Annotated in this window: 21 protein-coding genes; 1 reads left to right on the forward strand and 20 read right to left on the reverse strand. The window is 46.4% G+C overall.

The annotated features are described in order from the left end of the window. Positions 1-43: 43 nt before the first annotated feature. The 14 genes from AC6EJC_RS18295 to gpr all read right to left on the reverse strand — a co-directional run bounded on the left by AC6EJC_RS18295 (position 44) and on the right by gpr (position 18398). Positions 44-1240: an NAD(P)-dependent malic enzyme gene (locus AC6EJC_RS18295; protein ID WP_444955191.1), complete on the reverse strand. Its 1197-nt coding sequence runs from the start codon at positions 1238-1240 to the stop codon at positions 44-46. Positions 1241-1303: 63 nt separating this feature from the next. Continuing rightward, the gene (locus AC6EJC_RS18300) at positions 1304-2650 is read right to left on the reverse strand and encodes a 2-hydroxycarboxylate transporter family protein (RefSeq protein ID WP_444955192.1); all 1347 of its coding nucleotides are present in this window, start codon (positions 2648-2650) and stop codon (positions 1304-1306) included. Between the two features lie 121 nt (positions 2651-2771). Continuing rightward, entirely contained in the window at positions 2772-3479 is a 708-nt protein-coding gene (dcuR, locus tag AC6EJC_RS18305; protein ID WP_444955193.1) for a two-component system response regulator DcuR, read from the reverse strand. Next, positions 3451-5127, reverse strand: a complete 1677-nt coding sequence (dcuS, locus tag AC6EJC_RS18310; protein ID WP_444955194.1) for a DcuS/MalK family sensor histidine kinase — start codon at positions 5125-5127, stop codon at positions 3451-3453. The genes dcuR and dcuS overlap by 29 nt, the downstream gene beginning before the upstream one ends. 154 nt (positions 5128-5281) lie before the next feature. Further along, a complete protein-coding gene (dnaJ, locus tag AC6EJC_RS18315) occupies positions 5282-6412 on the reverse strand; it encodes a molecular chaperone DnaJ (protein WP_444955195.1) in 1131 nt (376 codons plus the stop codon). Positions 6413-6659: 247 nt separating this feature from the next. Further along, positions 6660-8504 (reverse strand): molecular chaperone DnaK, encoded by a 1845-nt coding sequence (gene dnaK, locus AC6EJC_RS18320; protein WP_444955196.1) that lies wholly within the window; start codon positions 8502-8504, stop codon positions 6660-6662. Between the two features lie 87 nt (positions 8505-8591). Then, positions 8592-9164: a nucleotide exchange factor GrpE gene (gene grpE / locus AC6EJC_RS18325; protein WP_444955197.1), complete on the reverse strand. Its 573-nt coding sequence runs from the start codon at positions 9162-9164 to the stop codon at positions 8592-8594. Positions 9165-9285: 121 nt separating this feature from the next. After that, positions 9286-10317 (reverse strand): heat-inducible transcriptional repressor HrcA, encoded by a 1032-nt coding sequence (gene hrcA, locus AC6EJC_RS18330; RefSeq protein ID WP_013372178.1) that lies wholly within the window; start codon positions 10315-10317, stop codon positions 9286-9288. A gap of 782 nt (positions 10318-11099) precedes the next feature. After that, on the reverse strand, positions 11100-11576 hold the full coding sequence (locus tag AC6EJC_RS18335) for an N-acetyltransferase (RefSeq protein WP_013311174.1): 477 nt from the start codon (positions 11574-11576) through the stop codon (positions 11100-11102). A gap of 156 nt (positions 11577-11732) precedes the next feature. Then, a complete protein-coding gene (gene hemW, locus AC6EJC_RS18340; protein WP_444955198.1) occupies positions 11733-12920 on the reverse strand; it encodes a radical SAM family heme chaperone HemW in 1188 nt (395 codons plus the stop codon). Between the two features lie 555 nt (positions 12921-13475). Then, positions 13476-15290, reverse strand: a complete 1815-nt coding sequence (gene lepA / locus AC6EJC_RS18345) for a translation elongation factor 4 (protein WP_444955199.1) — start codon at positions 15288-15290, stop codon at positions 13476-13478. Positions 15291-15361: 71 nt separating this feature from the next. Continuing rightward, complete coding sequence (locus AC6EJC_RS18350; RefSeq protein WP_444955200.1) at positions 15362-15874, reverse strand: hypothetical protein; 513 nt, start codon at positions 15872-15874, stop codon at positions 15362-15364. Positions 15875-15902: 28 nt separating this feature from the next. After that, positions 15903-17171, reverse strand: a complete 1269-nt coding sequence (locus AC6EJC_RS18355) for a stage II sporulation protein P (protein ID WP_444955201.1) — start codon at positions 17169-17171, stop codon at positions 15903-15905. A 225-nt stretch (positions 17172-17396) separates the two neighbouring features. Next, positions 17397-18398: a GPR endopeptidase gene (gene gpr / locus AC6EJC_RS18360; RefSeq protein ID WP_444955202.1), complete on the reverse strand. Its 1002-nt coding sequence runs from the start codon at positions 18396-18398 to the stop codon at positions 17397-17399. Positions 18399-18595: 197 nt separating this feature from the next. On the opposite strand from gpr, the gene rpsT reads away from it, so the two are divergent. Further along, positions 18596-18868, forward strand: a complete 273-nt coding sequence (gene rpsT, locus AC6EJC_RS18365) for a 30S ribosomal protein S20 (RefSeq protein WP_013311181.1) — start codon at positions 18596-18598, stop codon at positions 18866-18868. 148 nt (positions 18869-19016) lie between these two features. On the opposite strand, the gene holA is transcribed toward rpsT, so the two are convergent. The 6 genes from holA to AC6EJC_RS18395 form a co-directional block, all read right to left on the reverse strand. Next, positions 19017-20048 carry a DNA polymerase III subunit delta gene (holA, locus tag AC6EJC_RS18370; RefSeq protein ID WP_444955203.1) on the reverse strand — a complete coding sequence of 344 codons (1032 nt, stop codon included), beginning with the start codon at positions 20046-20048 and terminating at the stop codon, positions 19017-19019. Positions 20049-20261: 213 nt separating this feature from the next. Then, positions 20262-21719, reverse strand: a complete 1458-nt coding sequence (locus AC6EJC_RS18375) for an anti-sigma factor family protein (RefSeq protein ID WP_444955204.1) — start codon at positions 21717-21719, stop codon at positions 20262-20264. Continuing rightward, positions 21716-22264 carry an RNA polymerase sigma factor gene (locus tag AC6EJC_RS18380; RefSeq protein ID WP_013311184.1) on the reverse strand — a complete coding sequence of 183 codons (549 nt, stop codon included), beginning with the start codon at positions 22262-22264 and terminating at the stop codon, positions 21716-21718. Before AC6EJC_RS18380 ends, AC6EJC_RS18375 begins: the two co-directional genes overlap by 4 nt. Positions 22265-22493: 229 nt before the next feature. Further along, positions 22494-22997, reverse strand: a complete 504-nt coding sequence (locus AC6EJC_RS18385) for an ABC transporter substrate-binding protein (protein WP_444955205.1) — start codon at positions 22995-22997, stop codon at positions 22494-22496. 219 nt (positions 22998-23216) lie between these two features. Then, positions 23217-25757 (reverse strand): ComEC/Rec2 family competence protein, encoded by a 2541-nt coding sequence (locus AC6EJC_RS18390; protein ID WP_444955284.1) that lies wholly within the window; start codon positions 25755-25757, stop codon positions 23217-23219. Then, positions 25687-25839, reverse strand: a complete 153-nt coding sequence (locus tag AC6EJC_RS18395) for a hypothetical protein (protein WP_444955292.1) — start codon at positions 25837-25839, stop codon at positions 25687-25689. Before AC6EJC_RS18395 ends, AC6EJC_RS18390 begins: the two co-directional genes overlap by 71 nt. Positions 25840-25961 lie beyond the last annotated feature (122 nt).

Consider the following 25961-nt stretch of genomic DNA (forward strand, 5'->3'; position numbering starts at 1 on the left):
GCAGACCAAGACGGTGAACCATAGTTTGTGAAGAATATAACTTTTACGGGTGTAAAGTAGCAGCCGGAGCTTCACCCGACTTGGCTACCCCTGTCTCCCATGCAGCACGAATAACAGCATCCCGTACTTTTTGAACCACCTTCGAATTAAAAACATTCGGTATGATGTAAGTTTCACTTAGCTCCTCAGGACAAATCGCATCAGCGATGGCAAGTCCGGCAGCCAGTTTCATTTCCTCATTAATCGTCGTAGCATGGCAATCCAGAGCGCCCCGGAAAATTCCCGGGAAGCACAGCACATTGTTAATCTGATTTGGAAAATCGGAGCGGCCGGTAGCAAGTACACGTACATAAGGTGCGGCTACAGCCGGATCAATTTCCGGCTTCGGATTCGCCATAGCGAACACAATAGGATCAGTTGCCATGCTCTGTATATCCTCCACACTCAGTATATTCGGGCCTGACACACCGATGAACACATCAGCTCCCACAATCACATCGGATAAACTTCCGCTTAAATTATGCGGATTAGTCATGTTCGCATACTCTGTCCAATGCGGGTTACTGTATTCCACATCACGATGAATGGCTCCCTGCCGATCAACGCCAATCAGATTGCGTACGCCTGCCTTGAGCAGCATACGGGAGCAGGCCATACCCGCCGCACCGATACCTGCAAATACGACTTTGACATCCTCCATTTTTTTGCCGCATACCTTCAATGCATTGACCAGACCCGCTAATACAACGACTGCCGTACCATGCTGATCATCATGAAATACTGGAATGTCGAGTTCCTCTTTCAACCGTCTCTCGATCTCAAAACAGCGTGGCGAAGATATATCTTCCAAATTAATGCCGCCAAAGGCAGGAGCGATCATTTTGACAATTTGAACAATCTCATCAGCGTCCTTCGTATTGAGACAGATTGGGAATGCATCGACACCTGCAAATTGTTTGAACAACACCGCTTTACCCTCCATCACAGGCATAGCAGCCTCCGGTCCGATATCTCCTAATCCAAGTACCGCTGTTCCATCTGATACGACCGCTACTGTATTTTTTTTGATCGTTAATTGGTACGCTTTGGCTGGATCATTCGCAATTTCCATGCAAATTTCAGCCACACCCGGCGTATAAACTTTGGACAACCCCTCCATCGTTTCAATTCGCTTCTTCGGTAAGGTCTCCATTTTGCCACCCTCGTGTAATTCTCTGATTTCATCTATTAAACTGCTCATATTTTTCTCCGTCCTTTCATGTCTGTATTTAGCTATAAATTTCAGTCCTGTGTATAAAACTCATCAGCTCCATAATTGGAGTAACAATGTTGCTAAAATGACCGTGCCTGCCCCGCCAATACGTGTTGCAATTTGCGCAAAAGGCATCAGCTCCATCCGATTGGATGCAGACAGAATTGCTACATCTCCCGTGCCCCCTAGTCCGCCGCGACAACTGGTCACCAAAGCAGCTTCTACGGGATACATGTGAATCCATTTACCTGTGAAGTATCCGGTAACAATCAATGCAACCACAACAGATGCGCAGGTGATGGCATAAGGAACCGTCAAAATCCCAACGACACTATCTAAAGGTACATACAAAATACCCAATCCCACCATCAAGGGCCACGTCAGACTTGCCGTTATACATTTGTACAAATGAAAAGCTCCCTGCTCCAATTGGTTCGGCATGATCTGAATGCACTTAATTAAAGCCGCCGCCAGAATCATGAGGATCGGACCTGGAATATGGAGATACGGTTCCAGCAGCTTACCCACAATAAAGAAAGTACAGGCCAACAGCAGACCTCCCCCCATCAATGGAAAAGAAACCGATTGTTCCAAGTTTGCCGGAGCTAACTTGCCTTCATCTTTTTCCAGTTTCAATAACCTCCCGTTACCTGAAGTTATTGGTTTTTTCTCCGCTAATCTCTTCAGAACACCCGCACCTATGATTGCAACAATGTTACCGATAATTGCAGCCGGGATAAACTGGGATACGAATAGCGCGGAATCCTTGCCCAGCACCAATCCATACGAAATGGACAACGGTAAAATGCCTTCCCCAATTCCACCGGAGATAATCGGAATGATGATGAAAAAAAATGTATGATAGGCGCTATAGCCAAAAGCCATGCCCACCACCATCCCTACGGCAACAGCTGCAATAGATCCTATGATAATGGGAGCAAAAATTTTGACAATTCCGTTCATCAGCATTTTGCGATCCATACCAAGAATACTCCCAGTTACTAGACAAGCGATGTAGAAATAAAGAAAATTCGAGGTTTTCATAAGCGTGTGTACAGCCCCCATCGCCGATGGACTGAACATATTCCAAAATACCATTAACGATGGAACCATAAGTGACAGAATGGCCGGCCCGCCAATATGCTTGAGCAACGGAAGTTTGGCCCCTAGATCACTGAGCAGTATACCTAAAATCATGATGACGGCAAACCCGCCCAACAGATCGTTCGGAAGTCTTTCTGTAATTGCAGCTGCATAAACAATCAACGCAATCACGACATAGAGCGGAAGAGGAATAACTCCCACCTTTACCCTGCCCAGCATCCTAATGCCATCTACAGAATTTTTACTCCATCTCTGCCCTTTTTGAATAACAGGCTGGTTCGTAGCATTTTCCATAAATCTCCCTCCATAAAGTGAAGAATGATGATCATGTTTCCATTCTACACCTTCGAAAACGCTTTATTTGGTTTTAAAACTAATCATTCACTTTTGTAATTAAAGTAATCGGAAGGAGGGTTTAAATATAACTATTCATGATTCCTTCTGCCTGTGGCAATATTCGGTATTGGTAAACAGGACGCCCTATGGTACCGTATATGGTTTCCATGGAAAGCACCTCAATCTCAGTCATAAAAGCCAGGTACTTGCGCATAGACACCCTGGATATCCCTGCGCTCTCCGCAATATCCTCGGTGGAAAATAGCACCTTATTATGCCGCTGGATACAATTCCATATCATAGCCAGCGTGGATTTAGTTATGCCTTTGGGCAACCGTGCCAAGTCTTTAGTCAAGCTTTTATGATAAATCAGTCGGTCCAGCTCCTCCTGCGAAAGTAGGCTGCGCTCACGCACAATGCTAATGTGCTCTCGGTAACCCGTAAGGGCCTCTAGAAAACGGTTAAAGTGGAACGGTTTAATCAAATAATCCACCGCGCCGAAGTTCATCGCTTTTTTGACACTGTTCATGTCACTTGCAGCCGAGATGACAATGACATCCACATTTATTCCCGCTTCCCGTATGAATGACAGTAAATCGAGGCCATTACTTTCCTGCATATACACATCTAGCAATATCAGATCAATGGCTTGTTCAGCTATATATTTCTTAGCCTCTTCCACAGAAGAAGCCCAACCCCCACATTGAAAACCCTCTACCTGCTCCATATATTTGCGGTTAAATTCCGCAACCATCGGATCATCTTCTACAATCAGGACATTTATCATATTCATCATTCCCCGCTATAATGTATGGAAGCGTAATCTGAAAACAGCACCCTTGCTCGGCTGGAATCAGCTTTACACTTCCTTTTAATCTTTTCACGCTTTGCGTCACCAGATAAAGCCCCATCCCTCGTGACTCTCCCTTGGTCGAAAAACCTTTTTCAAATATCGCCTCTACAAGTCCTTCCGGTATACCCGGTCCATTGTCGCACATTATGCAGGTCAGACAGCCGTTCTTCTGGTTTTCCTCATAATAAAGTGAAAGGGTAATCCGCTTGTGCTCCAGAGATTCCATCGCCTCCACCGCATTATCAAACAGATTACCAAGAATAGTAATCAGTTCATGAGTCGTTTGAGTTTGACTGGATTCGGGCAGGTGACTACCCGGAGTCAGTTCGAAGCTCACTCCTACTTCTCTGGCCCGGCTTAATTTTCCCAACACAAACCCCGCCATAACCGGGTCCCTAATCTGCCGGGTAATGGAGCCAATCTCCACTTGATGATGCTCAACGGCATCCATAATGTAGTGTTCCAGTTTATCGTACATTCGTAAGTGTACCATCCCCATAATGACATGCAGCTTGTTCATAAATTCATGAGCCTGCGCGCGTAGTGCTTCCGTGTACAGGGACACTCCTGTCAAACGTTCCGCAAGCTGGTTCATCTCCGTTTTATCCCGAAAGGTTACAATCGCTCCCACAATTTCTCCTTTGACCCGTATCGGAACACTGGTGGTCAGCAAGGTTATCCCACCCAGCTCCATTTCCTCATCCATCTGTGGAGTACTTACTTCCAAGACCTCTTGCAATCGAAAAGCGGATAAATAAACGGTAATTTCCTGTCCGGAGAATGAGAAATCTTCAATCCCCGCTTGCCTAAGTAGACGAATCGCTTCTGCATTCATCAGCATGACACGACCGAATTCATCCACCGCAATGACTCCTTCCTTGATGGATTGCAACATAGCGCTGCGTTCCTCCAACAAGCGTGCGATTTCCGGCGGCTCCAGACCGACCAGCATATTTTTGATTTTACGAGCCAGCACAACAGCTCCTCCTGTGCCAATCAACATTCCGATCCCAATGGCGATAGCAATAAGACGGTAGTTGCCTTCCTGAGCCCTCTGTACATCTTGCATGGATATACCAACAACAATCGCCCCTACCTGCTTTCCCGTTAAACTGAACACGGGGGAAAAGGCGCGCATGGACAAACCCAATGTCCCCTTCGCAACGGACACGCTCTCATGACCATGAAGTGCAGTATACTCGTCTCCGCCGACAAAGGCTTTGCCGATCATCCTAGCATCCGGGTGCGTTTTACGAATTCCCTTCATATCCATAACCACGACAAACTGGATGTGATTCGCCGCTGAAACCCTCTTCACATACTCCTGCATGGAAGGAGACGAACCTGTCTGTTGCAATTGCTCGACAATAAGCGGCGTATGGGCGAGTGTACGCGCGATGGACATTGCCCTTTCCTCGAGCCCCTTCTCAGTTTCATGCTCAACTCTCTCCGCAAATAACAGGGTTACTGGCAGAAGCACAAGTGCCATAACTAGACATACTAGCAGCGTAATCAGACCTCTGAGCTTTAATAGCGGTTTACCCCGACGCAGCTTGGGCTGTACATTTTCGATGGAACTCACCCCTTTCTACTTGATATTAAGCCTCAATAGCTCAACATGCCTATACAAAAATGGTTATGTATGTGTTTACGTGAATATAAAAAAGAAACTATTCCGCAATTGCGGAATAGTTCCCTCTGATTCATGGTTGAAGCTCCGCGATTCCTACTTTGGCTTAGTCGCCTCGGAAGGCGCGCTTCACACGGTCAAAAAAGGACTGCTCATTCTCATGTGTCTGCTCTCCGCTAAGCGAAGAGAACTGACGCAGCAAATCCTTCTGTTCCTCACTCAGCTTGCTAGGCGTTACCACAACTACCTTAATATGCTGGTCACCCTGACCTACGCCGCGCAGTTTGGGTACACCTTTTCCTTTAAGACGGAAATAAGTACCTGTTTGCGTACCTGCTGGAACTTTCAGCTTCACTTTCTCGGTCAACGTCGGGATCTCGACTTCATCTCCCAATGCTGCCTGTGAGAACGTCAGCGGAATTTCACAGTAGATATCGTCTCCCTCACGCTCAAAGAAGTCGTGCGACTTCACACGGAACACGACATACAAGTCACCTGCCGGTCCTCCGTTGACACCGCCTTCGCCCTCACCGTTGATACGCATTTGAGCGCCGTCATCCACACCCGCCGGAATGCGGATATGAATTTTACGTTGCTTGCGTACACGACCCGAACCGCTACAAGTCGTACATTTTTCTTTGATAATTTTACCGGAACCGCCGCAATTGGAGCAGGCGCGTCGATTAACCATACGACCAAACGGTGTATTCTGCACCACTTCTTCCTGTCCGCTGCCGTGGCAGACGGAGCATGTTTGTGGTTTAGTACCCGCTTTGGCTCCCGTACCGTGACACGTATCACATGTTTCCGTACGTTCAATATTAATGTCGGTTTCTTTACCGAACACCGCTTCCTTGAATTCAATCGTCATCGTATATTGAAGATCGTTCCCACGCTGCGGTGCATTCGGATCACGTCGACCGTTGCCGCCGCCACCAAAGAACATATCAAAAATATCGCCAAACCCGCCACCGAAGTCGGCACCACCACCAAAGCCGCCTCCCATGCCTTGGTTCGGGTCTACATGACCGTACTGGTCGTATCTTGCCCGCTTCTGACCATCGCTGAGAACATCGTAAGCTTCTTTTACTTCTTTAAATTTAGCTTCCGCGTCCGCAGCCTTGTTCACGTCCGGATGATACTGACGCGCAAGCTTACGGTAAGCCTTTTTGACTTCTTCATCCGAAGCGCCCTTCGCGACGCCCAGCACCTCATAATAATCACGCTTATCAGCCAATGTTCCACCCCCATGCCTACAACGTGTCTGCACTACATATAAAAGGAAAGCCAAAGGCACGGGATGACCCGGCTTTGACCTTCCCACATTTCAAGGCAGTACAACCCGTAATATGCTAATTTATCTTGGAAACAACTGTCACCCTTCGGCTAATCGTTATTTATCAAGGCAGCTACGCTGCTAATTACTATTCAGTATATCATAACGCATCGGTGTACCATAAAGCTACCACTACCCGATCCGTAGCTTAGTCCTTCTTCTGGTCTTCGTCAACGACTTCATAGTCCGCGTCAACCACATTGTCACGGCCTTTGCTGTCTGCTGCGCCGTCTTGAGCTTGTTGAGCCTGTGCTTCTTGAGCAGCTTGCTCATACAACTTCACAGACAATTGCTGAACGATTTCAGTCAGTTCTTCAGTAGCTTTTTTGATGTCTTCCAGGTTGTCGGTTTCCAGCGTTTTTTGCAGATTTTCTTTAGCTGCATTTGCCTTTTCGACTTCACCTGCTTCAGCTTTTTCGCCCAGATCTTTAATCGTTTTGTCTACAGAGTAGATCAGTTGGTCCGCAGCGTTTTTCGCTTCTACCAAATCTTTGCGTTTTTTATCTTCTTCCGCATGCAACTCGGCATCCTTCATCATACGTTCTACTTCTTCGTCGCTCAAGCCGCTTGAAGATGTGATCGTAATTTTTTGGCTTTTGCCTGTACCTTTATCTGTAGCGGATACGTTCACGATACCGTTCGCATCCAGATCAAAGGTAACTTCGATTTGCGGTACACCACGTGGTGCTGGAGGGATATCTCCCAATTGGAAACGGCCCAGCGTTTTGTTGCCTGCTGCCATTTCGCGTTCACCTTGCAACACGTGAATTTCCACGCTAGGCTGATTGTCGGCATACGTCGAGAATACCTGCGATTTGCTCGTAGGGATCGTCGTGTTACGATCAATCATTTTAGTGAATACGCCACCTGCAGTTTCAATACCGAGGGACAGTGGAGTTACGTCGAGGAGAACGACGTCTTTCACATCACCTGTCAATACACCCGCTTGTACTGCCGCGCCCAGAGCTACCACTTCATCAGGGTTTACCCCTTTGTGAGGCTCTTTACCTGTCAGCTTTTTGATTGCTTCTTGTACAGCCGGAATACGTGTGGAACCACCGACCAGAACGATTTTGTCGATGTCGCTAGCGCTCATGCCTGCATCTTTCATCGCTTGACGAGTAGGTCCCAAAGTACGTTCTACCAGACCTTCAGACAATTCTTCAAATTTCGCACGAGTCAGGTTCAACTCCAAATGCTGTGGAACGCCGTCAGCTACCGTAATGAACGGCAGAGAAATCGTCGTTGTCAGTACGCCGGACAGCTCTTTTTTCGCTTTTTCTGCTGCATCTTTCAGACGTTGTACAGCTGCTTTATCTTTGCTCAGGTCGATGCCCTGATCTTTTTTGAACTCATTTACGAGGTAATCAATAATCACTTGGTCAAAGTCATCGCCACCCAGCTTGTTATCGCCGCTTGTTGCTTTAACTTCGAAGAAACCGTCGCCCAGTTCCAGAATGGATACGTCGAATGTACCGCCACCCAGGTCATACACGAGGATCGTTTGGTCTTCGGATTTTTCCATACCGTATGCCAATGCAGCTGCTGTTGGCTCATTGACAATCCGCAGAACTTCCAGACCGGCAATTTTACCTGCATCCTTGGTTGCTTGACGTTGACCATCATTGAAGTAAGCTGGAACAGTGATAACAGCTTGAGAAACCGTTTGGCCCAGGTAAGCTTCGGCATCGGATTTCAGCTTTTGCAAAATCATAGCGGAAATTTCCTGTGCGGAATATTCCTTGCCGTCAATGCTTTCTTTATGATTTGTACCCATGTGGCGCTTGATGGACATGATTGTACGATCCGGGTTCGTAATTGCTTGGCGTTTTGCCGTTTCCCCTACAGTACGTTCTCCATCTTTTTTGAAACCAACAACGGAAGGGGTTGTGCGCGCGCCTTCCGGATTTGGAATAACGACAGCTTCGCCGCCCTCCATAACAGCCACACAAGAGTTGGTTGTACCTAAGTCAATACCGATTACTTTGCTCATCGGACAATTCCTCCTTCTGTATATACGAGGCCCGCAGGCCAGAATGGTTGAATCAAAATGATGTATTTCTAATGTATATTGAAAAAGCTACATGCTCACTTTTACCATCGCTGGACGAAGCACCTTGTCCTTCAGCATGTATCCTTTTTGTACCTCTTCAACAACGATGCCTTCCTCATGCTCTTCGCTCTCCACCTGCATAATGGCTTGATGGAAATCAGGATTAAACGGTTGTCCCACCGAATTCATGGCCGTGACTCCTTCTGCCTGAAGCACACTCTCAAACTGGCGGAAAATCATCTCCACGCCTTTGGTGAATGACTCAGAGTCCGCTCCTTGCGGTGCTGTTGCCAGCGCACGCTCGAAGTTATCCAGAACAGGCACCAACTCGGTAACCAGCTTCATAGATGCATATTTGGCAAGGTCTTCTTTTTCTTTCAGCGTACGACGGCGAAAATTATCAAAATCCGCTTGAGCGCGTAAAAACCGTTGCTGATGCTCTTCCGCCTGAGCGCGAAGCTTAGTCAGCTCTATTTCGCTCTCTTGGTCTTCCAGTGCCGCCGCTTCATTAACCGACTCTTCCTGCTGGCTCGTTTCGGCGGCTTCCTCTGTGCTTACATTTTGTTGTTTTTCTTCTTGGAACGCTTGTTCTTCCTTCAAAATGTTTCACCTCCTTCAAGTCATAACTACCCTTACAAAAACACGCAACAATGCACCTGCGCAGGATACAAACCGTATCCCGACGCGGAACATGTAGAACCGCAACCTGTGCGGTATTGTTCTATTTAAACCGCTGCGTTAGCATTGCGGTCAAATCCTTAGACAGGATACCCAAAATATTAATAACTCTCGCATATTCCATCCGTGTCGGACCCAGTATGCCTATAGTCCCCAACGCTTCCCCGTCTACCGCATATGTAGCAGTAATCAGGCTGCAATTGGCAAACGCCTCATGATCATTTTCCGTGCCGATGCGGACTTGAATTTCAGGTGCTCCAGCAACAGGTGTCATTAGTTTAAGCAGCGTTGGTGTTTCCTCCAGCAGATCGAGAATATGTTTAACCTTTTCTACATCTTTAAATTCAGGTTGATTGAGCATGTTCGTCGCACCGCTCAAATACAAGCGTTGATCCGATTCATTATCCAGTGCTTTATCCAGCACTTTCATAGCGTCCTCAAAATGAGACACATGCTTCTCCATTTCCTGACCAAGTGCGGTGTAAAGGCGTGATTTAAGCTGATAAATCGGCACACCGACGAGCTTGCTGTTCAGTAAATTGACAACCTTCTCCATCTCGGAAATCGAAATTCCCGGTGGAATATCCACCGTTTTATTCTCCACCTGACCGGTATTGGTCACAATAATAGCCACAGCCGTCGTTTCGTTGAGCGGCAGCAGCTGAAAATGACGCAATGAAGTATGAAAAACCTCCGGCCCAAGCAGGATGGAAGTATAATTGGTCATATGCGACAAAATGCCTGACGCATGCTGGATCACTTGCTCCATTACATTCAGCTTTTCGGCGTAAAAGGCTTTCAGTTCCCGCATTTCCATAGGCTTCAGTGTATTCAGTGGCACCAGATGGTCCACATAATAGCGGTAGCCTTTATGAGACGGGATGCGTCCCGCAGAAGTATGGGGTTGCTCCAGATAGCCCTGTTCCTCCAAATCCGACATTTCATTACGGATCGTGGCCGGGCTGAATCCGACATCCTGCCTTTTGGATATGCTACGGGAACCCACTGGCTCAGCCGAACGAATGTAGTCATCAATAATCGCATTCAGAATGAGTCTCTGACGTTCGGTTAACAAGCGAATCCCCCCTTGTTGTTTATCCATAATAGCATGATTGTTAAATGGAATCATTAGCACTCGTTCGCGATGAGTGCTAACCGATAATACAAAAATACCAAACCGACCTGATCATTGTCAAGTCAGATCAGTATTTTCAATAAACGAGATTTATTACAACGGTTTAATTTACTGCAATGAATACACTTTTTCACGGAAAACCTCATTATTCAACGTATCAAAACCGTATTTATATATAGAGATTCAGAAAAACTAGAAAAATTTGAGACTTGTCTACATACTGTTATAACTCCATTGTCCTTGAGGAGGAATTGAATTTGAGAACCACTCGCCGCAACCATTTATACGCATTGATCGCACTTTTACCTACAATTTGTATGTTTCACATTTTAAACGAGTTGTTTCCGTATACAGGACTAGGAAGAATAGTTGCTTTGCCATTGGTTTTCATCCTGAATGCAGCCCTTATTATTTTAGTCATCCATTTAATTCGTAAATTAAGACCCCCTGTGTTATGCCTTGATCTTGTTTCCTACAATACTATTAAGCATATGGAATACCATTTTATTTTACCCGCAAGAATTCAGTCCAAGTATTCCCAAGCAAATAAAATACAGTGTTTCGGCTATAAAACATTACGATGATTTAACACTTGCCGATTGGGAAGGATACACGTTGCTCAAAACATTTGAGAAATGAACAGGATTAAACAATGTAGACTGTATAACATACGCACGATTACGTCCTGATAGAAAAAACGAACTGACCTCATTATTGACAGGTCAGTTCAGTACTTTCAACACTGCGATCTCATCACAATTGTTTTGTTTACTACAGTGAATGCAGTCGGTCCATACCTTTTCAGGGAAAATCTCTTTGCTTACTACATCAAAACCGTTTTTTATAAAAAAGGAGACCTCGTAGGTCAATGCCATAATTTTAGGAATACGTTGCCGCCGTGCTTCTATAATAAGACCCTCCACGAGCTTGGAGCCAATCCCCATTCCTTTATGTCCCTCAGAGATGCCAAGAGAGCGAATCTCTACCAAATCAGCGCCCAATTTGCATAAAGAACCACAACCAACGACTTCACCGTCCACCTCTGCAACAATAAATAGCTCCAGTTGGCGCGTAAGCACTTCCCTTGAACGTGGCAGCATAATCCCCCGCTCTGCATAGCCGCTAATCATTTGATATAAAGGCTCCACATCCTCAGGAACCGCACTTCTGCACAATACATCTTTACACACTGAAGCCATCTTGCTCTCCTCCTGCCGCTTGCCGCATATAATGAATAAATATACAACATTACGCATAGAATCGCAATACTCCATTTACCCTGCTGTGACAGAATGGTGTTATAAAATGATTGCCTAGCTTACGAAGTTGAAACGTGCTGTATCGAAGCCTACAACTTATGAATTTACCGAAATGGAACCGATGAACTCTGCAAATACATCATTTCCGAATAAAATGCCGCGTTCACTCAAACGATAACCGTCCTCGACCGATTCGATTAACCCCGCATTCAGCATTTTTCCGAGAGGGGCTGTAAACGTATCCTCCAACGCCTGACCGAATTGAGCTTCAAAGCGGGACTTGGAAACGCCCTCCAGCATTCTCAAACCGACCATGAGAAAATCCTCCATGGCTTCCGCCGCTGGCACCTCAAAGCTATCCAGACGCGGCAGACCGTTACGAGTAGCCTCCACATAAGGGTTAATGCCCTTAATGTTCATATGACGCTCTCTGCCAACATATCCATGTGCCCCAGCGCCGAGACCGTAATAGTCCTCATTACGCCAATAGGTCATATTGTGCTTACTCCCCAAACCTGGTTTGGCAAAATTGCTAATCTCATACTGCTCATAACCGGCTTCTTTCATGCGACGCATGAGAAGCAAGTACATTTCCAGTTCATCGTCCTCGTGTGGAAGCGGTAGCTGATTTTTCTGGTACAGCGTGTGGAAGAGTGTGTTTTCTTCAACCTTCAAGCTGTAGATAGAGTAATGAGGAAGCTCCAGCTCTAGCGCTCTACTGACGCTTTCATGCAGCATCTCCACCGTTTGATTCGGCAAACCGAACATCAGGTCAATCGACAGATTGTCCAATCCGACCTTACGTGCGTTTTCCAAACTACGATATACGTCATCTGTACTATGAATACGACCTATGTCTGTAAGTAGCTCATTCTGAAAAGCCTGCACACCAAAGCTGAGTCGGTTGACGCCGCCTTCTTTCATTACAGAGAGTTTTTCAAAATCAGTTGTGCCCGGATTGGCTTCCATGGAAAACTCAATATCTTCCGCCCAGTGTGGGAAATAGGTTCGGACGCTCTTCAGGAAATATTCCATTTCTTTCGGGTTTAGGGTAGTTGGTGTTCCGCCCCCGACAAAAATGGTTTTAATCTCTCCTGGCGGGCGAAGCTTGACCGTATGTTCCATCTCCCGTTCCAGTGCATACAAATATTCCATAACAGGTTGATCCTTGAGCACGTAAGAGTTGAAGTCACAGTAAAAGCATTTATTCGTGCAAAAAGGTATATGCAGATAAACCGCTTGAGGCGCGGATGAATGTTCATGTTTTTGTATGGATGCGGTCATACCGATCCTCCTTGTCAATTCAGGGTGTGGTGATTGAAAAAAATGGCGAAGAGGGGGGAGAACGCTCCGTGGATGGATCATTCTTCCGATCGCTGTTACCCCCGGATTTTTTCTTTGTAAATAAACTTAATAGGGTAAAATCCCGGGATAAAGGCGAACGCTAACGCTTCTTCAGAACGATTCCATCCACTCCGCTGCTGCCCACCACCATCGGTCATTTTTTTTGTGGTGTAGGTGTTGCAGTAAGAGTAAAGCATCTTTAGAAATACGCTAAAGATGCTGTTGTTATACTATTTTTGCAACTGAGATAACAAACACTCCATCTCTGGATAGCTTGCTCAAATAAATAACGTCCATTCTCCATGCACGGCAAATGCCCCATGAAAGAATGGACGAATACCGCTTGGAATCAAGCGGATCGTAATACCTTAGGGTACTCACAGAGTGTGTGGACCTAAGTTAATACGGAATCATGCTGTTATTACCTATTTGTAATCAATTCATACACATTTGTGATGTACCGAATTTAATACGATGCTGCTGATTCAAGCAGCTTTACTCATCAATTTTCAGTACCGCCATAAATGCTTCCTGTGGTACTTCTACGTTACCGACCTGCTTCATACGCTTCTTGCCCTCTTTTTGCTTTTCAAGCAGCTTCCGTTTACGAGAAATATCGCCGCCGTAGCATTTGGCCAAGACGTTTTTACGCATCGCCTTAACGGTTTCACGCGCCACAACCTTTGTTCCCACAGATGCCTGGATTGGCACCTCGAACATTTGACGCGGGATTAGCTCGCGCAGCTTCTCACAGATGATACGTCCGCGATGATAAGCCCGATCTCTATGCACGATGAACGACAGCGCATCGACCTGCTCGCCATTCAACAGAATATCCATTTTCACCAGGTTGGACTGGCGATAGCCTGAAATCTCATAATCAAAGGAGGCATAGCCTTTGGTGCTTGATTTAAGCTGATCGAAGAAATCATATACGATTTCAGACAGCGGAATCTGATACGTAATGGTTACCCGCGTCGTATCCAGGTATTCCATATTTACGTACTCCCCACGCTTGGTTTGACAAAGCTCCATCACCGTACCTACGTAATCATTAGGCACGATAATGCCCGCTTTTACATAAGGCTCTTCCACATGTTCAATCCGTCCGATTTCCGGATAATTCGATGGGTTGTCGATCTGGATCGTTTCCCCATTCGTCAACTTAATGCGATAAATAACGCTCGGTGCCGTCGTAATCAGCGGAATGTTAAATTCACGTTCAATCCGTTCCTGAATAACGTCCATATGAAGCAGACCAAGGAATCCGCAACGGAAGCCAAAACCCAACGCGCTTGATGTTTCCGGCTCAAAGCTGAGCGAAGCATCGTTCAGTTGCAGCTTTTCGAGCGCCTCACGCAAATCGTTATACTCGGATGTTTCGATCGGATACAGTCCGCAATATACCATCGGATTTATTTTCCGATAGCCTGGCATCGGTTCTAGTGTTGGATTTTTGGCATCCGTCACCGTATCCCCGACACGCGTATCACCTACATGCTTAATTCCGGCAACGATAAAGCCAACATCACCGATATTCAGCTCGTCCACGATGTTCATACGCGGCATGAAAGCACCAACTTCAATAACCTCAAACGTTTTGTCAGTCGCCATCATTTTAATTTTCGAACCCGCTCGGATACTACCATCCACAACGCGAACATATACGATAACGCCTTTATAAGGATCATAGTGCGAATCGAAAATGAGTGCCTTGAGCGGATTATCCGGATTTCCTTGAGGTGCAGGCACACTTCTGACTACCTGTTCCAAAATTTCCTTGATACCGATTCCAGCTTTGGCTGAAGCATGTACGGTCTCGCTCGTATCCAAGCCGATAACATCCTCGATTTCCTGCTTCACCCGTTCAGGATCAGCACTTGGCAAATCAATCTTGTTAAGCACCGGCAAAATCTCCAGATTGTTGTCCAACGCCAAATATACGTTAGCCAACGTCTGTGCCTCAATTCCCTGTGCCGCGTCTACAACTAGCAAGGCCCCTTCGCAGGCCGCCAAGCTTCGGGAAACCTCATACGTAAAATCGACGTGTCCCGGTGTATCAATCAGATTCAAAATGTACTCTTCGCCGTCATCGGCCTTATAAGTGAGTCGCACTGCCTGGAGCTTGATCGTAATCCCGCGCTCCCGTTCCAGATCCATCTGATCAAGCACTTGCTCCTGCATTTCACGGGATGTGAGTGCACCGGTGTATTCCAAAATCCGGTCAGCCAGCGTGGATTTACCGTGGTCTATATGTGCAATGATACTAAAGTTCCGAATTTTACGTTGTCTTGCCAAAATGTCAGTCATGCCTTACCCCCACACAATGCCTAGTGTCAATCAGCTTATTATAGCAGTTGTAAGGGGGGTCAGCAATATTTCTATTCTGTTACCCCGTCAAATACAGATACGACCCATCGAATGCCCTGTCTCGACAGGTTTTGAAGCAGCCCAGCCGTTTTGTCCGCCATGGTATCCACCGAAGGTTGCTGTTCCTTGGCGGCTAGCAGTTCACGAGGCGTCTCCAAGCCCTGAGAATTGACATGCTGCGCAGTCGTCGAATACCATTTGGATGTCCCGAGCTCGGGTCTCTCCTCATTTTCCTCCCTTCTATTAGCTTCCTTTGTACCCGCTCCCGTTCCCGGCCCAACCTCAACATTTCCACTTGTGCTATACGTACCGCTATATGCACGAGCATTGACTGCGGGTGTATCCTCAATAACCGTCTGCTCATACTCGACTTTCTGTTGATTTACCGATTGAATCGTATCCCCGCTCCATTCCGGTCCATAGACTGAACGCAAGCCAGAGCCAGCCAGTTGCATACCGAGTAGAATGCCGGCGCCCATGAGCAGTACAAATCCAAGTGCTTTCTTACGAAAATGTCCAGACATTACATTTCCCCCTTTGCGGCTACCTCATTTAATTGCCGCTGTTGCTCTTTTTTGTATCCGATACGTTAGTGCCCGCTTTCTGTGCCTTCTGATCCTCCCAATACACTTCACCGATCATGTCCGCCAAAACGTCCGAGGTGCGTTTTAACTCCTCCTCGGTATTATCAATCCCTCCGATTTCGATCAAAATGCTATGGGAAGACAAGCTTTGATTGTATTCGCCGTTGTTGCCTTTACCGCCATCTTTCCCCCATACACCACGCGATACGCCGTGATACGATCTTTCCAGCTTTTCATGAATACGAGCGGCAAAAGCTTCATTTTCCCGCCAATTTTTGTTGTCATGTCCGATAATAAAATACACCTTGGCATAAGAAAGTCCATTAATGGTTGCTGTTGTTTTTCCGTGACGTTGGGAATCTCGATGGATATCAAGCAGATAAGTTAAACCTTTATTTCCAGCCAAAGCTTCCTTGACTGTTTCGCGTGAATATTTATAGGAGTAGTTCCAATTGTAATTTTGGACTGTGGTGGCATAATCCTTGTTTACGTGCAGTGTGGATATCCCCTGCTTTTCTAGTCTCTTCTTTACAAAGTCCCCTACCCTTGACACATTGGCTGATTTAGAACCTGAATTAGGATTGGAGCTGGTTTTGCTGAGTAGTGGGTTATATGCTTCTCTGGGATGAGAATGGTAGATTAATATACGCTTGTCCCCTTTGGCCGCATCACTTGGATTATCCTCACGTGCAGGATCCGTTTCTGGTGTTGTCGGAAGATCTGGGGTAGTAGAACCATGAATCGGCGGGTTCTCAGATGCATCTGAGCCACCAGGGGCATCCGTCGTTCCCTGATCGGGCTGATAATCCGTAGGAGCCTCTACCTTGTTGTTCCCCGAGCCCTTGCGTAGCAAGACGGGCGCACCCGCAGACATACCAGGAATTTCACGAGAAATAAGACTTTTGGGATCTTGCGGATTAATACCTGTAAGCATTTGAAAAACAAAAGGCGACCATTGTTCACCCGACAACGAAGATTGTTGCTTCTTTTGTGCCAAATGAGGTACCTCCATTCCCAGCATATCCGCGAAAAAACCGCTGGACACCGAACCTGCCAATCCTTTCATGGAAGAAACAGGAGATGTTTGCAAACGATTTTCTGCCAATCCTCCTAACCCCAAAACGACAAATAAAAGCGCCGAGCCCATAATAAGCAGCACAAGCGTATGTCCCATCGCCAAAATTTCGATACCTTTTCTTCTCCATCTTCCGACGTTCCAGGTCTGAATTTTTTTCATGTGAGCCTTGTCCTCCTTCGTCCCGTCGAAACCCGCTTTACATTCGGAACATAGGGTTCCTATCTGTTGCGGAAATCTCTTATACTTCAACTCTATGAACGGAGAACAATTGCTAGAACACAAAAATCTCTACCCACAGGTAAATCTTATCCCTTTTTGAAAGAGATAAGATACCTGTTAAATAGAGACTTTTGTGTATAGAAATACGATTTTACCAACTCTTCATTAATGCGTATATGCGGCGACATTGCCAGGATCAACGGCTTCATGCAGAGCAGCGTTCAATCCAGTAGCAATGATATTCGCAATATCTTCAATAAATTCATCAATTTCTTTAGGAGTCACAATCAGATCATGCCCCAGCGGTTGAAGTACCTCTCTCACCAGCCCAAGTCTCTCAGGTTCTGAAATATCGTCCAACATCCCCAGAATCATTTTCGTAGAAGCCTTCTCTTTGGTAAAATGTGTTTTCATCAGTTCAATTACGTTATTGACGATGGTAGAAGCGTAGCATACCGTTGGAACACCGATAGCGATACACGGAACACCCATAATATCCTTGGTTATACCGCGCCGCTTGTTGCCAATACCTGAACCTGGATGGATCCCGATGTCGGCCACCTGAATGGTCGTATTGACACGCTCCAGTGAACGTGACGCCAGAGCGTCAATGGCAATAATCAGTTCTGGCTTTGTGCGATCCACGATGCCTTGAACAATTTCACTCGACTCGATCCCTGTAATGCCAAGCACTCCCGGTGCAATCGCGCTCACATCCCGATAACCCGGGTTGATTTGATCAGGTGTCAGTTCAAAAAAATGACGAGTCACCATCAAATTTTCAACAACAAGCGGACCCAGCGAATCAGGAGTGACGTTCCAGTTACCCAGACCTACAACCAGTACCCGTGCCGTATTAGAGATCCCTATTTTTTGTATAAATTGCTCCATCTCTTTTGCAAATGCAATAGCTACACGTTGCTGAAGCCCAGTGTCGCCTTCACGCAAGCCGGGTACTTCGAGCGTGACGTAATGCCCTTGTACCCGCCCAATACGGTTGGCGCCTTCTTCATTCAGTACATCTAGACGCGTAATTTTAATACCGTTATCTTCCTCCACGTTCTCACTTATGCCCGCCAGTGGTACAGGCTGATCCCGTTCGGCCAGCTCTCTTGCTTCTAATGCCAAATCCGTGCGTACCGCATACTTTTGCAAATCCAGATCCATCTTTTAAGCCTCCTTGTATACCATCTCTGGCTATAGTGTGCGAGACACCCAACAGGTTTATGCACATCCATTTTCATCCTGTAATTGCAGTGCCTCAGAATGTTTTCTTATTGCAATTTGAGGTGTGGCATGCTAAAATATTTTAAGTTGTGAAACGTTTGTGTTCATAAGTAATGCCTTTACAGGAGGTGAATGTAATGCCAAACATCAAATCCGCTATCAAACGCGTTAAAACTAGCGACAAACGCCGTGCGTTGAACGCTTCCCAAAAATCTGCGCTTCGTACAGCAGTAAAAGCTGCTGATACAGCGTTGGTAGGTAACGAAGCTGAAACTGCTGCTGCTGCTTTCAAAGTAGCTTCCCAAAAGCTGGACAAGGCTGTAACTAAAGGTCTGATCCACAAAAATGCAGCTGCTCGCAAGAAATCCCGCTTGGCGAAAAAACTTAACGCTCTTACAGCTCAAGCGTAAGCAAGAGCTACTTTCATACGTTAATGAAAAAATCCTGACCAGCCTTGGCTGATCAGGATTTTTTAGTTAATAACTTTTTAGTTTATAGCGTCAGAGTTCTACGCTACGTTAGCTGCCTCTTATAAAACTGATCGGCACACGGGTGGGATTAGACTGAAGCCCCCGCACCCATTTTCATCAAAAACAATTCCAGTCCCAGTACCTTGTCAACGACACCTGTTTTCATGTGATAATCCAGCTCTCCCAATTCGTAGAGAAGCTGCCGTAGCTGCTCAGGACGGAACCTCCGAGCCTGGTCCCCCGCAACTTTCACCCCATAAGGATGCAGACTAAGCTGACTCGCAATTTGTTGCTGGGAATAGCTTTGACCTGCCAGCTCTTTAACCTGCAACATAATACGGAACTGTCGCGTGATCAAAGCTGCAATCTTGATCGGTTCCTCTTTTTGCTTAAGCAACTCATAAAAAATACTAAGCGCCTTATCCAGCCGCAAATTAGCCAGATCCTCAACCATCGCAAATACGTTTTGTTCCGTATTACGCGGCACAAGGGATTCGATATCAGCGGATGAGATCGTTCCCTGTGCTCCTGCGTACAAGCACAGCTTATCTATCTCGGCAGCCAAGGATTGTAGCCCGGTACCTGTGAATTGAATGAGGCTTTCAGCAGCTCCTGCAGCCAATTGCACTTTTCTTTCTCCTGCACGCTTATGGATCCAATCCACAAGATCATCTCCACCCATTGGGGCGAAAGCAATAACCGAAGCATCACTTTTCAGTTTTTTGACGATCTTTTTCCGTTCATCTAGCTTTTCAGCCTGAACCGTAAAAACAATGACGCTATAGTCAGTCGGGTTATCCATATAAGTCAACAGTGTCTCAATACGGTGTTCTATCTTACCGCTATCTTTGCCTGCTGCAAATACACTCGTATCCCGTACAATAATCAGCTTCTTCGGCACCAGAAAAGGCGCTGTTTCCGCCTCCTCCACAACCACCTCAATTGGCGTCTCGGTTAAATCATAGGGAATGATGGCGAAGTCACGATGCTCCTCTTCCACCACTTTCTCTTTAAGCATCTCAACAAACTGCTTCATTTGATATTTTTCACTGCCGTATAGCAAGTACACTGGCGAAATGTCGCCTTTGCGAATAGCCTTAGAGGCTGTTTTTACATCCATATTCCGTTCCCCCCACCCACTGATCGTACCCGACATCCGACCGGAAGGCAAGTCATGATACAAACGAAGGGATTCTGCCTATAGGCAGAATCCCTTCACCACCATCTATATCAACACGGCAGCAGAAAGCTCTAGAAACTTTCGACCGTCGGGATACGACGTCGGTTCATATAGTTTATTCTCTGTTTTTAAATGTGTGTCAACTTATGGAAACTATTTTCCGGTGCTGCGCGGGACGGTGTACGTATATTTACTTGCGGTCCCATCCTGCTCCGTCTCATATATAAAGGTCTGGCTGTCTTCCGACCAGCTTCCTTTGACCCAGGCACCCTTCAAAGTACGGACTTCCAGTGTTGTTCGGTCTACACCGTTATCGGAAAGCTTATACACTTTTAGCTTTTTACCCTCAATAACCACCGCATAGCTACCATCAGGCGAATTGAGCTGATCTGTGGACGCAGACTGGGCACCATAGCTGGAAGCACTATTGCTGTCCGGAGAAACCAGTGAATTAGATGCAAAGCCTTCTTTGCGAACCGAATCTTGTGACACGGATGATTGCTGATCATTAAAAGCTTCATTGCTGCTATCCGCTCCCAAGGCATTCCCCGAATCATTGGTGTCACTTTTCGAAGTCGTGTCTGTCCACGTTTCATCTGATGCAATTCGATTCTGTAGCTTCAAATCCTGACTAAGCGACGAAGATGAATCATTCGTACTCGTGTTATCGCTATTATCGTCCTGAGCGGTACCCATGTTCGCTAGGGGTGATTTTTCCATTTTCGGCTCCAACTGTTCATCAGGAGTCATCGTGGGTTGATCCGATTTTTCCTGATTTAACTGTTTGTCATCGGATTTAGGAGCATCTGCAGACGGATTTTCCTTTGTCGCCTGACGATCCGCGTGTGGCTGTCCCTGCTTTTCATCCTGACGGGGAGGATGTCCAGCTGGTGCAGACTTCGTTGAATCTTCCTCCCCAGCTCGCTGATCATCACGCTTCCCGGCATCCTGTTTGGAAGGGTTCTTTTCATCATCTGCACTGTTTGCGCCTTGTTTGCTCAGGCCAGGTTCTTCATCCGCAGATGGCTGAGACACTTCCGTTCCTTGCCCTTGCTCTGACGGCTGCTTGGTTGAATCCGATCCAATGGCTGCATCACGTCCTCCACTCCCATTGGTCGTACCTGGAATTTCCGTCTGATTCTGCTGATGTGTCACTTCGGGCGACTGGGATGTAAGTACGCCTTCCGCATCCTGCACTGTTTTAGGCTCGAAGTTGAATACTACGATCCCCAGTACAACAGCAGCGGCAGCCACGCCCATGGCAGCGCGCCCACCCATTCGGTTCCACCAAGGCGTAGGCTGGGTACGTTGTCTAGGCCCGGGTCCAGGCTCAACAGCCACAGGCTGCATTTCCTGAAGCGCGCTTCCCTGCTCTTCACGTGCGCGGTCAATGGCATCAAGCTGAGGCATGATGGAATCCACCAGGCTGAACGCCGGGGAAACCGCAGGCAATTCCTCCAGCTCGCGAGAGAGTGTCTGAAGAATATGAAATTTTTCCGCACAGTCCGGGCAAGTCGCAATATGGTTCATTAATTGGGACGTCTCTTCTTCGCCCAGCTCATGATCCACATAACGCTGCATCCAATCCATCACCTCTTCCCCACACTTCATCCTGATACACCACCTTTCTGATATTCCTGAAGTAGCCCTTGCAATTGCTGTCTTGCACGATACAAGTATGACTTGACCGTATTTAGCGGCAAATCCAGAGAATCGGCAATCTCGTTATAGGAGAAATCCTGCAAATATCTCAAGACAATTACCGTCCGGTGGTGCTCCGGAAGCTGTTGTATAGCCTCACGAACATCCTGTGCCATGTAAGAGGTCAACACCTCGACCTCCACGTTTTGGGGATCGTTGAATATCATGTCATGCTCGTCAATGGAAACCGAGGGCTTCGTTCTTCTGAATTTGTCGATGCATATGTTCGTTACAATGCGTTGGACCCAGGTTTTAAACTGCGCTTTTTCCTCATAAGAGTTAATTTTGGAATAGATCCGTATGAGGGCTTCTTGTGAAGCATCCATGGCGTCCTGCTCATTGTTTAGAATGTAATATGCCGTACGGTACACATGCTGTTCTATCTCTCTTAATAGGGTAATGAGAGCGTCGCGATCGCCCGATTGAGCGGCTCGAATGAGTCCCTGCTCTACCACAAAGGATCCCCCTCTCCCTGCAATATTACAGACGTATCCCTTTTGTAAATTGTTGCAGGATAGACGTCTGACACTAATTTTATTTTTTTAATAAAAAAAATCATACCAAAAAGCCCAGAATCCCCATTGTATCCTCCCTTAGAATAACAGAAAAAGGGAAGGTAGTCACCTTCCCTTAGCCCTTACATACATCTAAATGCTAGACCTATCGAACTGCATCAGCATATGGTTACTTCTTGGAAACCAAAAAATCCGATATGAGTTCTAATTGATAAGTCAGCGCAATCGGATCTTGAAAATAAAAATCGTCGATTGAGTACTGATATACTTTACCTGATTTAACGGCAGAAAGGGTGTTCCACACACTTTTCGACTCAATATCTTTTCCCTGGTCTACTCCATCGCCTCTAATACCCAACATCAGATAATCGGCATCGCCTAGCATCTCCGGTAAAGCCTCCATTGAAATGCTGGCCCAGCCCTTCTCGAACGCTGCCTTTTCTACCTTCTCCGGAGCATGAAGTCCCAGCGCATCATAAAGTATGGCTCCCCCACGTCCATAGGATTTTCCATATAAATATAATTCTTTTCCTGTAATCTCAAAAATAGCGATTTTTTTACCTGAATCCATGACATCGGACAAAGCCTGTTTCTTCTCAGCAATCTTGGCCGCAAAATCAGCCAAGCAATTCTTCGCTTCCTGCTCCTTATTTAACACTTTACCCAGCTCCAAAACAAGCCGATACTCGAATTTTTGAATAGTTCACAACAGTCCTACAATTAATAATGATTCTCATTTTCATCGCTTATGTGATTCTATCAAAACTTACAGCTGATGTCCATGCCAATTGGATTCAAAGCACAAAGCCCACTCCTAAGAGTGAGCACCAGTTTTAGTGTGTTGCTGTATTATGAAAAAAGGACCGCAAAACTATTTTGTATCTGTCTTGTATCATTTGCGTTGGTGCCGCACACTCAGTTTTCCTTGCTGCGCACGAATCTGTACCTCTCCCATTGTATCTGTTCGATATATGGCAGAATCAACTGCCGATATACGTTCCAATACCGCTTCATTCGGATGTCCATAAGTATTGCTTGCGCCGACTGAAATGACGGATACTTTCGGGCGCCAGTAGGATAACCACTCTTCCGAGGTGGAATACTTGCTGCCGTGATGTGCTATTTTCATGACGTCTACAGCTTTCCCTACAGCCCCCGTTACTCCCTGATCTTTTGCACGGGATGAAGAATGGGTTAATTCAGAAAGTAACATCGATTCTGCTGCATCATCCATATCCCCTGTGAACAAAAAAGAGGCTCCTTCCATCTCCAATATCATGGCAACGGAATAATGATTCTGTTCCTTCATAACAGGCAACTGATCAGATTCGTTCTCCCGCAGCGTAAACGGATAGAGAAAGCGGATTTTCGTAGCCTGATCCGGTTCCCACTCCATACTATGATGAGCACCGTACAGCTTGACCCGCTTGTCTACAGCCGTTTTCAACAGCTTTCGGAATGGTGCTTTGTCTGTCAGGGTACCATTAAAAAACAAGGTGGATACGGGAATCTGGTCAAGCACGGCCTGTAGTCCTCCGGCATGATCATGATCTCCGTGCGTTAAAATGACTGCGTCCAGCCGGTGCACACCACGTTGCTTTAGCAAGGGTACAATCGTATCTTCACCTACCTCGTAGGGATCTGCACGCTTGCGCCAAGCATTTTTCCCTGTTGCAAAGTCCATTGTCCCCCCACCATCCACCAAAATATGTTTCCCGCCCGGTGTTGTAATTAAAATGCTGTCACCTTGGCCCACATCCAGATATTGAACCATCCCCGTATTCCCCCCACCCGGAGATTGGTAACCTGTATACAGTATGCCAAGCCAGGCAATACCACTTAAAGCCAGTGCCAAATGACGATAACCATTCCACTGTCGACGCGCATATTTCCCTGCACCCTCAGGTTCATGAGCCGTTTGCAAAATAGCCGCCCACTCCGCAGAAGCCGCTAATCCTGTATATACGGGTGATGAAATGGAAGTAGAGTTCAAAACGGTAATATCGTCCGTTTGCCTTCGGGATGCGAGCCACGTTTTGAGCCAGTAGAGAACAATGTACAGAGCTGCATAATACGCCATGACCCACAGAATGGAGGAAGAGGGCCAAATACTCACATAAGCATCATCCATATTCAACCATTTCACAAGTAAAAAGGTTAGATCGTTCAATTGCTCTGCCGGCCACGCTAGAATACGAGCCCCACCCCCCCATAAAAAGGCAATCCCCATCGCCACCGTACCCAGTGGAAGCACGATATATGTAATAAGTGGTACAAGCACAAAATTAGCCGCAAATGATAACAGGGAAAATTGATTAAAGTAGAATACCGTCATTGGAAACGAAACAAGCTGTGCCGTAATTGTAATCGCAACTTCACCGCCGATCAGGAGAGGCCATTTGGCGAAAAACGGCTTCATAAGCGGCATATAAATGAGCAACCCACCTGTCACCAAAAAGGAAAGCTGAAAGCTGACGCTAAGCAGGTAATATGGATTCCAAAGCAGCATGAGCAACGCAGATATACTTAAAATATTAAGTCCGTCTTTGAGCATACCCCGTCTGGCTGCAAACAAACCGATCATCGCCATAATTCCCGCCCTTACAACAGAGGGAGAAGCACCTGTCAGCAGGACATAAGCCGGAATGAGCACCATCACGACCGTAAGGGATGTCTCGCGGCTAACTCGTAACAGCTTGAGTAAATATAATAGTGTAGCTGCATATACCGCCACATGCATGCCCGATATAGCTAAAATATGCGTTAAACCAAGCTGCGTAAACTCGTTATACGTTGCTGGGTCCAGTTCATCTGTAACCCCAAGTACCAGTCCTTTCATATATCCTGCGTGATTAAGTGATATAAATGCCAATTCCATTCTCTGCCCTAGCTGCTCCCTAAGCTGATCATTCCATCTGAACAACGTGTAGCGGTTCCATAGTGAAGCTTCCTGCTTCTGTAACGAGGCTGCTCCATCCCCTTTGAAAAGCCAGTGGATTTCCTGTGTGTGCAGGTATTCACTGTAATCAAAGCTACCAAAGTTCCCCGCTTTTGCAGGAGCCTTTAAGCTGCCACGCAGTAGGATTGCATCCCCACGCTGCCATGCTGCCGCAAGTTGCTGTTCCTGCTTGGCAGCCAACTTGATATGAACAATGACCTGTTCAGAAATAGATGTACGATTCTCGTTCTTTTTCGAATGACTTCCGAAGTTATTGATTGAAGTGACCCTCATCTCAAACTGCGCTCGATCACCATCTACCTGTACTTCAGAGGCGATAAGCCCTGCTGCTTGAACGGGCATGTCTTCCACAATGGAAGACGATACATGAAGAGCATCGGGAATATTGCTCACATTATGCGTATCATGCCAAAACCAATGAAATCCACCACCGCTGAATGCAAGCCATAGCAATACCATATGCCGGATGGGAATTTTCATCAATAAAGCTATAAGCGGGAAGATCAGGGTGACCCCCGCCCAGAGCAACAAAAGCATCCGTCCGGAATACAGACATGCTCCCGCACTTCCTGTAATCCAACAAACAGTAAGGGTCAATATAGGCCTAGTTAACACAAGTTTAGCTTGAATACAATCACCTTCCGATAGTAAATATTGATTTCTGTCCAAAACGCAAAA

The organism is Paenibacillus sp. TY11 (genome assembly GCF_059772165.1).

Excerpts from the sequence above, each read along its gene's own strand:
- AC6EJC_RS18335 (WP_013311174.1), bottom strand. The coding sequence starts at position 11,576 with ATGGCTTCAGTGTGTAAAGATGTATTGTGCAGAAGTGCGGTTCCTGAG.
- holA (WP_444955203.1), bottom strand. The coding sequence starts at position 20,048 with ATGGATGTAAAAACAGCCTCTAAGGCTATTCGCAAAGGCGACATTTCG.
- lepA (WP_444955199.1), bottom strand. The coding sequence starts at position 15,290 with ATGACTGACATTTTGGCAAGACAACGTAAAATTCGGAACTTTAGTATC.
- rpsT (WP_013311181.1), top strand. The coding sequence starts at position 18,596 with ATGCCAAACATCAAATCCGCTATCAAACGCGTTAAAACTAGCGACAAA.
- dcuR (WP_444955193.1), bottom strand. The coding sequence starts at position 3,479 with ATGATAAATGTCCTGATTGTAGAAGATGATCCGATGGTTGCGGAATTT.
- hemW (WP_444955198.1), bottom strand. The coding sequence starts at position 12,920 with ATGACCGCATCCATACAAAAACATGAACATTCATCCGCGCCTCAAGCG.
- AC6EJC_RS18355 (WP_444955201.1), bottom strand. The coding sequence starts at position 17,171 with ATGAAAAAAATTCAGACCTGGAACGTCGGAAGATGGAGAAGAAAAGGT.
- AC6EJC_RS18395 (WP_444955292.1), bottom strand. The coding sequence starts at position 25,839 with ATGTCTGTATTCCGGACGGATGCTTTTGTTGCTCTGGGCGGGGGTCAC.
- AC6EJC_RS18375 (WP_444955204.1), bottom strand. The coding sequence starts at position 21,719 with ATGAAGTGTGGGGAAGAGGTGATGGATTGGATGCAGCGTTATGTGGAT.
- dnaK (WP_444955196.1), bottom strand. The coding sequence starts at position 8,504 with ATGAGCAAAGTAATCGGTATTGACTTAGGTACAACCAACTCTTGTGTG.
- AC6EJC_RS18350 (WP_444955200.1), bottom strand. The coding sequence starts at position 15,874 with ATGTCTGGACATTTTCGTAAGAAAGCACTTGGATTTGTACTGCTCATG.
- AC6EJC_RS18295 (WP_444955191.1), bottom strand. The coding sequence starts at position 1,240 with ATGAGCAGTTTAATAGATGAAATCAGAGAATTACACGAGGGTGGCAAA.
- AC6EJC_RS18300 (WP_444955192.1), bottom strand. The coding sequence starts at position 2,650 with ATGGAAAATGCTACGAACCAGCCTGTTATTCAAAAAGGGCAGAGATGG.
- gpr (WP_444955202.1), bottom strand. The coding sequence starts at position 18,398 with ATGGATCTGGATTTGCAAAAGTATGCGGTACGCACGGATTTGGCATTA.